Genomic DNA, 10,950 nt, shown 5'->3' with positions numbered 1-10,950 from the left:
CACCCGTTCGAAGGCTTCCCCTCGAACGGGTGAATGGGCCGTTCGCCAGAACCCTTCGGCACCCCTTGGGCGTTAAGCCCGGTACGGGCACATGCCCGGCCGTCGACTTCCTGAAGGCAGGGACCCATGAGGCAGGTTCACCGCAAGGGCCTGGCCACCGTGATGCTCACGGGTGGCGCACTGGCCATGGCCACCGGTTACGCCCACGCCGACGCATCGGCGAACGGCGCCGCCGTCGGGTCCCCGGGCGTACTGGCGGGCAACGGCGTCCAGTTGCCCGTGCACCTCCCCGTGAACGCCTGCGGCAACACGGTCAACGTGGTGGGCCTGCTCAACCCGGCGGCGGGCAACTCCTGCGCGAACACCTCGGCGGGCGGCGGCGCCGACGGCACCCGGTCCGGCGGGTCGCCCGCGGGCGGGACCCGAGCCGGCGCTGCCGAGGCCGACGGCGCGGACCGGGGCGGTGCGCAGACGGGCGGTGCGGGCGCCGCCTCCGGGGCCGGAGCCTCCAACGGGGGCGGCGCCGCGGCCCAGGGAGAGGCGGCGGGCTCCCCGGGCCTGCTCTCCGGCAACGGCATCGCCCTGCCCGTCGACCTCCCCGCCAACGTCAGCGGCAACTCGGTCAACGTGGTCGGTATCGGCAACCCCGTGATGGGCAACACCTCCGTCAACGTCTCCGAGCAGCCCCCGACCGAGACCGAGCCCACCACGCCCCCGGTGGTGGAGGAACTCCCCGACCCCGAGCCCGAGCCCGTCGTCGAGGAGCCGGTCCGGACCCCGGCCCCGGCCGCGCCCTCCATCGACGCCCTCGCCCACACGGGTGCGGACACGGCGGCCTATGCGCTCTCCGCCGGTGCCGCGATGCTGCTCGGCGGAGCGCTGCTCTACCGCCGTTCCCGCGGCGGATCCTCCGCCTGACCGCCCGGGCCCTGCGCTCCCCTGCCGGAAGCCTCCGGTGGCACGGCGCCGACCGGGTCCTGTACGGCGGCTCGGCGCCAGGTGTCCAGGACACCCTCCACGTCCGGTGCCACCCGCGCCCGTGCCTCGCGCCGGGGCACTCCGGCAGTGAGAAGGGCGTCGTACTCCGTGTCGAGATGGCGTATCGAGGCCCGCACCGCCGCCGTCACGGCCGCGCCGTCCAGGGCGCGGCCCGCGGAGCTCCGGCCCACCCTGCCGCTGCCCCTGAGGGAGGTATGGGCGGCGATCCCGGCCGCCCGGTCCTTCGGGCAGCCGGGAAAGAGGCGGCGGATCTCTCCGGTGAGAGCCGCGGTGAACCGGACGTCCTCGGCGGCCCTGCGCTCCGCGTCGCGTCCGCGGCGCCTCGCTCGCAGTTCCGCGTCCGCCCGGCATGCCTCCTCGGCCCGGGCCAGGGCCCCGCGCTCCACCAGGAGCCCCAGACGCTCCGGGCGATCGTGCCGCCGGTCGTGGCGGACGACCACGGCGAAGAGTGAACTGCCCTCGCGGGCCCGGCGGGTGAGTGCCGCATCACCACGCGGCAGGTAGACCAGATGTCCCAGGTCCGCGCAGTCGAGGCACACCGGCACCCCCGACTCGACCACATGCATCGTCAGCGGGCCCCGGCGGCAGGCGGCGCAGTGCCGACCCCGCCGCGGCCGTACGACCGTCCGCCCCATCCGCGGAGCCTACCCGCGAAGGGCGCTCGGCTCCCTTGCGCCGGCGCGGGGCGGTTCGCCACACCTGCCGGGCGTGCCCTGACCCGCACCGGCCGGAGCGTCCCGGGCGACGGCGTCCGGGCCCGCGCCCTCCGGAGGCAGCCGACCACCGGGGGTGGACCGGCGGCCGCCGACGGCGGCCGCCAGAACCCCTCGCAAAGGGAGAGCGCACCCCACCTCGTCGGGAGGCCCTGCCGGTCGAGGCGCCGGCCGCGGCCACGGGGACTGCTGCGGCCAAGCCGTCGAGGGCATCGGGGCCTTCCCGGGCCGGGGCCGGTAGGGGAGCCCGGCGCTGCAGGCGACCACGCAGGGTCTTGGCGCCTCCGGCTCCCGACGCCGAGCGGGAGTGCGCCGGGTGGGAGGACGCGGGCGACGGGAGGGACCGTCCCGTAAATCCGTTCGAGTTGCCCGGGAGGGATTGTTAGGTTCGTCCGCGTGGCGAAACTCAACCAGATCATCGCAGTGGAGAAGGGCGTCAAGACCAAGGCGCACCACGACCTGACGGCCGCCCACCACGGGCTCCAGAAGCCCGCGCTGCTCGCCGGCATCTCCCGCACCTACCAGCCCAAGGACGAGGAGGGCGAGCAGCTCCCGCCCGAGTCCACCCGGGTGCAGGTGCAGGCGGAGGAGGTCCTGCGGGACACCGCCAGGACCCTGACGCGGCTGTTCGACGTGACCGCCACCAAGGACTGGGCCAACTGCACGGCACGAGCGGATGTCACCGTGGACGGCCGGGCCCTGCTCACCGGGGTGCCCGTCTCCTATCTGCTCTTCCTGGAGAAGCAGTTGACGGACATCGCCACCTTCGTGCGCAAGCTGCCGGTGCTGGACGCCTCCGAGTCATGGGTCCACGACCCGTCGACGGATGCGTGGAAGACGGACCCGGTGCGTACGGTCCGCACCAGGAAGGTGCCGCGCAACCATGTGAAGGCCGAGGCCACGGAGCACCACCCGGCCCAGGTCGAGGTCTACTACGAGGATGTCCCGGTCGGCTACTGGACGACCGTGAAGTTCTCGGGGGCGCTTCCGGCCCGCCGTCTCAACGAGCTGACGGAGCGGCTGGAGAAGCTCCAGCAGGCCGTGAAGTTCGCCCGTGAGGAGGCCAACGGCTGTGAGGTGGACGACCGGCGGGCAGGTGATGCCGTGTTCGGCTATCTCTTCGGATAGCCGCTGACGACTCTCCGGGCGCCGAGGTGCGTCCGGGGTGCGCGAGGAGCGCAAAGCTGAAGCTGAAGTTCGTCGTGATCAGGCGGTGACGGAGGAGGTTCGAATCCTCCCCCCGGCACTCGTGCCGGGGTGGCCCATGTCAGGCAGAGGCACACCGCGTCAATCTCAGACTCTCGCTCCAGACTCAGCATTCGCCGCCGATCGCCGGATCGACCGGACCTGGGCTCCGGACGTCGAAGTGCCGGTTCAAGTCCGGCCCGCGCAGCTCGATGCGCGGTGGTCCAAAGGCAGGACGCGACGACATCAGACTGACCCGGGTTCTCAAGCGTGCCGGCGTGCCGTTCGGGCGGCAACCACGGGGCTCGGGGGTCGGCTACACCCCCGGGCCCGCCTCCTCCACCGGCGGAACACGTCCCTCGGGTCCGTGCCCGGCTCCGCTACTGCCGGTAGCCGCCGAGGAAGCGCCCGATCCGGCTGATGGCGGCGTCGAGGTCGTCGGCGTGCGGCAGCGTCAGGATTCGGAAGTGGTCGGGGCGCGGCCAGTTGAACCCTGTGCCCTGGACGACCTGGATCTTCTCCCGCAGGAGCAGGTCGAGCACGAACTTCTCGTCGTCGTGGATCGGGTGGACCTTCGGGTCCAGCCGGGGGAAGGCGTAGAGGGCACCCTTGGGCTTGACGCACGACACGCCCGGGATCTCGTTGAGCCGCTGCCAGGCGCGTTCGCGCTGCTCGTGGAGCCTGCCGCCGGGCGTCACCAGCTCCTGGATGGACTGGCGCCCGCCGAGGGCGGCCTGGATGGCGTACTGGGCGGGGGTGTTGGGGCACAGCCGCATGGAGGCCAGCATGGTCAGGCCCTCCAGGTAGTCCCTGGCGTGTCGGCGGGGGCCGCTGACCACGAGCCAGCCGGAGCGGAAGCCGGCGACACGGTAGGTCTTGGACAGGCCGCCGAAGGTCAGGACCACCAGGTCGGGTGCCAGCACGGCGGCGGGGTGGTGCACCGCGTCGTCGTAGACGATCCGGTCGTAGATCTCGTCGGCGAACACCATGAGGCCGTGGCGCCGGGCGAGGTCGAGGATGCCCTCGACGACCTCCCGCGGATAGACCGCCCCGGTGGGGTTGTTGGGGTTGATGATCACCACGGCGCGGGTGCGGTCGGTGATCTTCGCGGCCATGTCCGCGAGGTCCGGGTTCCAGTCGGACTGCTCGTCGCAGAGGTAGTGCACGGCCTTGCCGCCGGACAGTGTGGTGGCCGCCGTCCACAGGGGGAAGTCGGGTGCGGGGACGAGGACTTCGTCACCGTCCTCCAGCAGGGCCTGGACGGCCATGGAGACCAGTTCGGAGACGCCGTTGCCGAGGAACACCGAGTCGACGTCCACGTCGTCGAGGCCCATGGCCTGGTAGCGCTGCGCGACGGCACGACGGGCGGAGAGGATGCCGCGGGAGTCGGTGTACCCGTGGGCCCGGGGCAGCATCCGGATCATGTCCTGGACGATCTCCTCCGGAGCCTCGAACCCGAACAGGGCCGGGTTGCCCGTGTTCAGGCGGAGGACGCTGTGGCCCGCCTCCTCCAGCGCGTTGGCGTGCTCCACCACCGGTCCGCGGATCTCGTAGCAGACCTCGCTGAGCTTGCTCGACTGCCGGAACTCCATGGTGTGGCCCTCCCTTGACCGATGTACTGCTTGGTTTTACCAAGTTCAAGCTTGGAAAGTCCAACAACATGTCTAGACTGCGTCGCATGCCACGTGAGACCCGCCGCCGGAGTTACGACCAGTACTGCGCCGCCGCCCGTGCGCTCGACACCGTCGGTGACCGCTGGACCCTGCTCGTGGTCCGGGAACTGCTCGCCGGACCGCGCCGCTACAGCGACCTCCACGCCGACCTGCCGGGAGTCAGCACCGACGTCCTGGCCTCGCGGCTCAAGGAGATGGAGCAGTCGGGCCTGGCCCTGCGCCGCCGACTCGCGCGTCCCTCGTCCGTCCAGGTGTACGAACTCACGCCCCGGGGGCGCGCCCTGCTCCCGGTACTCGACGCCCTCGCCGCCTGGGGTGCGCCCGACCTCGCCGGGCGCCGCCCGACGGACGCGGTGCGGGCCCACTGGTTCGCCGTCCCGCTGCTGGGCGTGCTCACCCCCGCCGCCGCCTCGGCCGGCCGCCGCGGTGCCGTCGAGGTGCGCATCGACGAGGGCGTGTTCCACCTCGTCCTCGGCCCCGAGGACCATGAGGACCCCGAGGAGGACGGGAGCCCCGAGCACCCCGAGCCGGCCGTCGCCGTGGGACACGAGGGCGCCCCGGCTCCCGCCCCCGCCCCCGCCTACGGAGACGGTCCGGCACCGGCCCCCGCGGCCGTGCTCACCCTCACCACGGACACCTGCACCGCACTGGTCACCGGTGCGCTGACCCTCGCGGAGGGGGTGCGCTCGGGCCGCATCGCGGTGGAAGGGGACGGCGGCCTCCTCGGGGTCGGCGTCCACCAGGGGGCGTGCCCCTGACGCTCCCCGGTCCGGCTCGCCCGGAGACCGATCGCCGCCGGCACCGCGTCCGTGCGGGAACGCTCCCGGACCCGGCGCCCGTGCCGCGGTGCCCGGCCGGGCGCCCGAACGGGGCGGAGCACCCGTGGTTCAGGGGCGGCCGCCGACGAGGGTCACCGCCCGCGCCCCTGCCGAGCAGCCCTCCACCGCTGCCGTCCGGGTGTCCGCGCCGCGCAGCCGGGCGGCCAGGAACGCCCCGGTGAAGGCGTCACCGGCGCCCGTGGTGTCCAGCGCACGGGCGGCGGGTGCGTCCACCCGTGCCGTCACCGCTCCCCGCTCGGCGACCACCGCGCCCCGCCGCCCGAGGGTCACCGCGGTGAGCGGGAACAGGCGGCTCAACTCCGCCGCGGCCTCGGCCGGATCGGCCCGGCCGCCGAGGAGCCGGGCCTCGTCGGCATTGGGCAGCAGCACGTCCGCCCCCCGGAACGCCGCCAGCATCCGGGGGACGCCGTAGCCGGTGATGAAACCGGCCGAGGCCGGGTCCACGGAGACCGGGACGCCCCGCTCCCGTGCCGCCCGCAGTGCCCTGCGCGCCGCCTCGGCGCCGGTCGGCGTGAAGAAGAGGTAGCCCGACAGGTGCAGATGCCCCACACCGTCCAGCAGCCCGGGCGACCAGTCGTCCGGACCCAACCGGTGCACCGCGCCGCTGTCCGTGAGGAAGGTCCGCTCGGCGGACGGGTCCACGAGGGCGATCACGGTGGCCGTGGGCGCCGCCGCGTCGGGCACCAGGAGGGGGCGCACCCCCGAGGAGCGGAGCCCCTCGGCGTGCCACCGCTCGTCACCACGCCCCACCCGGGCGAGCAGGCGCACGTCGCCGCAGCCCCGGTGCGCCGCCCAGCAGGCCACGTTGGCGCCTGCGCCGCCCGGCAGGATCCGGATGCGGGCGGCGGTGTCGGTGCCGGGCGAGAGCGGTGCCGTGTGCCGGGCGACCACGTCCGTGACCACTTCCCCCACCACCAGCAGCCCGCCCGCCCCGGTCCCGCCGGCCGGGGGGAGGGCCGTCCCCCCGGTCATGCGTAGGCAGCGGCGACACGCGCCGCCAGGGTGACGTTGCCGCGGACGGCCGCCAGGTTGGCCTCCAGGGAGGCGCCCTCGGTCCAGCGCGTCAGCCGGTCGAGGAGGAAGGGTGTGACCGCCTGCCCGGACACCCCTTCCCGGTCCGCGGCCTCCAGCGCACGGGCGAGCACCCGGTCGTGCAGCCCGGGGTCCAACTGGTCCTCGTCCGCGACGGGGTTGGCGACGACCAGCGACGCGCGCGGCCCGCCGAGGGCGTCCTGCGCGCGCATCACCGCCGCCACCTCCTCGGGGGTGTCCGTGCGCCAGTCCACGGGCTCGCCGGAGGAGGCCAGGTAGAAGCCGGGAAAGTGGTCCGTCCGGTAGCCGACCACACCCACGCCCAGCGTCTCCAGCCGCTGCAGTGTGGCGGGGACGTCCAGGATCGACTTGACTCCGGCGCACACCACGGTGACGCCCACCTCGGAGAGCAGCCTGAGGTCGGCCGACTCGTCCTGTGTCTCGGCCCATCCCCGGTGCACGCCCCCGAGCCCGCCGGTGGCGAAGACGCGGATCCCGGCCGACGCGGCGACGAAGGCGGTGGCGGACACGGTGGTCGCCCCCGAGGCCCCCGAGGCCAGCGCGGGTGCCAGGTCCCGATGCCCCAGCTTGCGCATCGAGGGGTCCCGGGCGACGCGCTCCAGCCCCTCGTCCGCCAGGCCGACGCGGACCCGCCCGTCGAGCACGGCGATCGTCGCGGGCACCGCCCCCGCTGCTCTGACCCGCTCCTCCAGTTCACGGGCGACGTGGAGGTTGCGCGGCCGCGGCAGCCCGTGGGCGATGATGGTCGATTCCAGGGCCACCACGGGGGTGCCGGATGCGAGGGCCTCACGGACCTCGGGGGACAGGTCGGTCGCGGTGTTCGGCATGTCCTCATCCCTGGCACCCGGGACGGCCGCCCAAACACGCGTCCGAGGGGCATCGGCCGACACCCCTCGGGGCGGCCCGCCCGCATCGCCCCGCCGCGCGGGCGTGTTCCGGACGTCGGCGCTTCCCGGCGGGACCGTCGACGGCCGGGACGCTCAGCGGTCGGCGGTGGCCCGCCGGACGGCCAGCACCGCCAGCGGGAGCAGCAGCATCGCCCCCAGCGCGTTCAGCCATCCGTAGCCCGCCTTCGCCACGACCAGGCCGGCCGCGGCCCCGCCGACGCCCGCCGCCGCGTTCATCGTGAGGTCCGACAGCCCCTGGACCGCCGCCCTGGCGGGCTGCGGCACCGACTCGGTCAGCAGGGCCGAGCCGGCGACCAACGCGGCCGACCAGCCCAGGCCCAGCGCGAACAGCCCCAGGGCCGTACGCCCGTGGCTCGGCCCCGCCGTACCGGCCAGCGCCGCGGCCACGGCGAGCAGCGCGACCGCCAGGCCGATCACCGAGAGCCGGCCGACGCGGTCCGCGAGCCAGCCCATCACGGGAGAGAAGGCGTACATCCCCGCGATGTGCCCGCTGATCACCAGCCCGATGAGTTCGATCCCCGCTCCGTGGTGGCTGAGCGCGACGGGTGTCATCGACATGATCGACACCATCGCCGTGTGCGAGACGGCGATGGTGACCAGCGCCAGCCGGGCCATGGGCGAGTTCCGCACGGCCTGTGCGCCGGCGCGCAGCGAGTGGCCGCCGGGGGAGTGGGGCTCCCCGGCCAGCGCCCGCGCCGTCAGCAGCGGGTCGGGACGCAGCAGGGCGAAGGTCAGCAGCGCCGCGAGGAGGAAGACGGCACCGGCCCACACGAACGGCCCTGCCGCGACGGGTATGCCGAGGCCCGCGACGCTGCGCCCCGCCGGTGAGGCGATGTTCGGGCCGAGGACGGCGCCGACCGTGGTCGCCCAGACCACCGTGGAGATCGCTCGTGCCCGCTTGTCGGGCTCCGCCAGGTCGGTGGCGGCGAACCGGGCCTGGAGCGTGGCGAGGGAGCCGGCTCCGAACCCGGCCATGCCGAGCAGGAGCAGGGGGAAGCTGCCGAGGACGGCGGCCAGCACGACCACCCCGGCTCCGAGCGCCCCGATCAGATAGGCCAGGACCAGACCCGCGCGCCGCCCCCGGGCCGTCATCAGCGCCGCCAGCGGTACCGACAGCGCGGCCGTGCCCACCACGGTGGCGGTCGGCGCAAGCCCCGACAGCGCCTCCGTGCCGCTGACCTCCTGCGCCAGGACGGCGGCCAGCGCGATACCCGAGGCCACGCCCAGACCTCCCAGGATCTGCCCGGCCGTCAGCACCGTGCTGACCCGGCGGCGCAGCGCGGCAAGCTCGGCGGCACCGGGGGCCGCCTCGGACGAGGTGTCAGGAGCGTCAGGTCTGATGGTCACGGACGCAGTCTGTCAGGGCCCCGCCATGCCGGGAATCGGCCCGGTGCCCGCCGGGCCCCTTCCGGGCACGCCGGGCTTCCGTACCCTGCCGGGCCCCTTCCGGGCACGCCGGGCCCTTTCCCTACCCCGCCGGGTGCCTTCCGGCCGCGCCGCCCGAGGGGGGACGCCTCAGAACAGGGGCTCGGGCAGGACCCCTTCCAGGGCCAGCAGCCTACGCTTGGTCTCCCGCCCGCCGCCGAAGCCGCCCAGCGCGCCGTCCGTCTCGACGACCCGGTGGCAGGGCACCACCACGGGGAGCGGGTTCGCACCCATCGCCGCCCCCACCGCCTGCGCGGCACCCGGCTGCCCCACCCGGGCGGCCAGCTCCCCGTAGCCGACGACCGAGCCGAACGGCGCCGCGGCCGGCAGGGCACGCAGCACCCGGCGGTTGAAGCCGGACACCAGGGACCAGTCCAGCCGCAGGTCGACATCCCGCAGCTCGCCCGCGAAGTACGCGGACACCTGGCGTATCGGCTCCGTGAGGCGGTGGGCTCCGGACGCCACGGGCTCGGCGGCCAGCCGGCTCCCGAGGAGGGCCAGTGCCCGGTCCCGCACCGGCCGCTCGGCGTGGAAGACCACGTGCACCAGGCCCTCGGCGCTCGCGGCCAGCAGCAGCGGCCCGACCGGGGTCGCGACGACGTCCCACTCGACGGTGTTCATGCCCCCACGGTAGGACCCGCCACCGACAGGACCCCCGGCCCCCTCGGGGCCACTCCGGCCTGCAAGCTCTCCGGGCGTACCCGGAGGCGCCCCGGTACGCGGTCAGCACGGCCCCGGCCCGCCCGGGCCGGGGCCCCGGGGTCGGCGGCCCGGGCGCCTGCGGGGGGCGGGGAGTCTCCGCCGGGACGCCGGGCGGGGCGGTGGACCCGCACGGGCGCGCCGGCGGGATTCCCGGGGCCCTGCCGGAACGGGCCCTGCCGGACGGGACCGGGTCCGAACCACGCCCCCGGGCCCGCCGCACGCGCGGGAAGCGGGCGGTCGTCGGCCAGGGCGTCGGCGGTGGCGAGCAGGGCCCGCCGCCGCGCGGTAACGGGCGCCGAGCACGCGGTGTGGGCACTTCCCGGGCGCGCCGAGGGGCACCGCGCCTCCCGGCCCGCCCGGCGGCCCCGGACCGCAGCCGCCCGCCCCGCCCGGCGGAGCCGATCGACGCGGTGCCGTAGGCATCCGCCGCCATGGGCCGTAGTGTCGCCCGGAAACGGACGTCCCGTCAGTGACCGCGGGGGCCGCGGGCGGGACGCCGGGGATCGAAGGGGCCTGCGGTACCAGCGGGCAGTGGGGAAGCACTCGGGGCGGCGGAAGGCGTGCGGATGCAGGGCACGGTGGACGGATTCAGCTACGGAATGGCCACCCCGGTGGCCGCCTACCTCTTGGCCTGCCTCGGCGGCGCTCTCGGCCTGCGCTGCGCCCGGCGGTCGATACGCGACAGCGGGCGCTCCCGGGTCGTGTGGCTCGCCCTGGGCAGCGCCGCCGTCGGCACCGGCGTGTGGACCATGCACTTCGTCGCCATGACCGGTTTCTCCGTCGCCGAGACGCCTGTGTCCCACGACGCCCCCACGGCCTTCGCCTCGCTGGCCGTCGCCGTCGTGATGACGGGCATCGGCGTCTTCATCGTCGGCTACCGGGGCGCCGCCCCGATGGCACTGGTCACCGGGGGGACGCTGACCGGGCTCGGCATGGCCTCCGCGCACTACCTGGGGATGGCCGGTCTGCGCCTCCAGGGCGCCGTCGAGTACGACACCCCGCTCGTCGCCGCATCCGTGCTGATCGCCGTGGTCGCCGCGACCGCCGCCGTATGGACCGCCGTCTCGACGCGCGGCCTGCTGACCGGCATCGCCGCGAGCCTCGGCATGGGCGTCGCGGTGAGCGGGATGCACTACGTCGGGATGGCCGCCGTCACCGTACGGCTGGATTCCGTCACCGTGCCGGCGGACGCCGCCGACTCGCCTGCCGCACGCCTCGCCCCGCTTCTCGCGGGGCCCGTGCTCTTCCTGCTGCTCGCCGCCGTGGTGGTCCTCTTCGACCCCCGGCTGGTCGCGGGCGAGGTGCGGGGCCCGGAGGAGAGCCCGCTCCCGGGCATCCCCGCGCAGCGCACCGGGCGCCCCGCCCGGAGGCAGGCCGCCTGGGCCCTCGAAACCGCGCGGCAGGACCTGCCCCGAGGGCCCGGCGGGGGCTGACGCCCGCGGGCACCGCGAGG

The 10,950-nt window shown here is 75.2% G+C and carries 10 protein-coding genes; 4 read left to right on the top strand and 6 right to left on the bottom strand.

The annotated features are described in order from the left end of the window. The first annotated feature begins 126 nt into the window (after window positions 1-126). Window positions 127-918, top strand: coding sequence for a chaplin (locus ACGF15_RS18275; RefSeq protein ID WP_345614708.1), 792 nt, complete (start codon window positions 127-129; stop codon window positions 916-918). On the opposite strand, the gene ACGF15_RS18270 is transcribed toward ACGF15_RS18275, so the two are convergent. Next, on the bottom strand, window positions 885-1,634 hold the full coding sequence (locus tag ACGF15_RS18270; RefSeq protein WP_392800102.1) for a DUF2293 domain-containing protein: 750 nt from the start codon (window positions 1,632-1,634) through the stop codon (window positions 885-887). The two genes, ACGF15_RS18275 and ACGF15_RS18270, sit on opposite strands and share 34 nt — an antisense overlap. 474 nt (window positions 1,635-2,108) lie before the next feature. Between ACGF15_RS18270 and ACGF15_RS18265 the strand changes: the two genes are divergently transcribed. Beyond that, window positions 2,109-2,840 carry a hypothetical protein gene (locus ACGF15_RS18265; RefSeq protein ID WP_362611539.1) on the top strand — a complete coding sequence of 244 codons (732 nt, stop codon included), beginning with the start codon at window positions 2,109-2,111 and terminating at the stop codon, window positions 2,838-2,840. 437 nt (window positions 2,841-3,277) lie between these two features. Here the strand turns inward: ACGF15_RS18265 and ACGF15_RS18260 are convergent, their stop codons facing one another. Further along, the gene (locus ACGF15_RS18260; protein ID WP_345614711.1) at window positions 3,278-4,489 is read right to left on the bottom strand and encodes a pyridoxal phosphate-dependent aminotransferase; all 1,212 of its coding nucleotides are present in this window, start codon (window positions 4,487-4,489) and stop codon (window positions 3,278-3,280) included. Between the two features lie 68 nt (window positions 4,490-4,557). Between ACGF15_RS18260 and ACGF15_RS18255 the strand changes: the two genes are divergently transcribed. Beyond that, window positions 4,558-5,328, top strand: a complete 771-nt coding sequence (locus ACGF15_RS18255; RefSeq protein WP_362611543.1) for a helix-turn-helix domain-containing protein — start codon at window positions 4,558-4,560, stop codon at window positions 5,326-5,328. Between the two features lie 129 nt (window positions 5,329-5,457). Here the strand turns inward: ACGF15_RS18255 and ACGF15_RS18250 are convergent, their stop codons facing one another. The 4 genes from ACGF15_RS18250 to ACGF15_RS18235 all read right to left on the bottom strand — a co-directional run bounded on the left by ACGF15_RS18250 (window position 5,458) and on the right by ACGF15_RS18235 (window position 9,416). Continuing rightward, window positions 5,458-6,381, bottom strand: coding sequence for a PfkB family carbohydrate kinase (locus ACGF15_RS18250; RefSeq protein ID WP_345614713.1), 924 nt, complete (start codon window positions 6,379-6,381; stop codon window positions 5,458-5,460). Continuing rightward, a complete protein-coding gene (locus tag ACGF15_RS18245; protein WP_345614714.1) occupies window positions 6,378-7,289 on the bottom strand; it encodes a pseudouridine-5'-phosphate glycosidase in 912 nt (303 codons plus the stop codon). The genes ACGF15_RS18250 and ACGF15_RS18245 overlap by 4 nt, the downstream gene beginning before the upstream one ends. Before the next feature lie 153 nt (window positions 7,290-7,442). Then, complete coding sequence (locus ACGF15_RS18240) at window positions 7,443-8,717, bottom strand: MFS transporter (RefSeq protein ID WP_376428338.1); 1,275 nt, start codon at window positions 8,715-8,717, stop codon at window positions 7,443-7,445. 168 nt (window positions 8,718-8,885) lie between these two features. Continuing rightward, complete coding sequence (locus tag ACGF15_RS18235) at window positions 8,886-9,416, bottom strand: methylated-DNA--[protein]-cysteine S-methyltransferase (RefSeq protein ID WP_345614715.1); 531 nt, start codon at window positions 9,414-9,416, stop codon at window positions 8,886-8,888. A 647-nt stretch (window positions 9,417-10,063) separates the two neighbouring features. On the opposite strand from ACGF15_RS18235, the gene ACGF15_RS18230 reads away from it, so the two are divergent. Beyond that, entirely contained in the window at window positions 10,064-10,930 is an 867-nt protein-coding gene (locus ACGF15_RS18230; RefSeq protein WP_392800095.1) for an MHYT domain-containing protein, read from the top strand. The last annotated feature ends 20 nt before the right edge of the window (window positions 10,931-10,950 follow it).

It is taken from the genome of Streptomyces sp. NPDC048001 (assembly GCF_043203115.1).
Lineage (GTDB): Bacteria > Actinomycetota > Actinomycetes > Streptomycetales > Streptomycetaceae > Streptomyces > Streptomyces sanyensis.
Note: the sequence above shows the minus strand (reverse complement) of the source record. Positions and strands in the feature narration are given on the sequence as shown.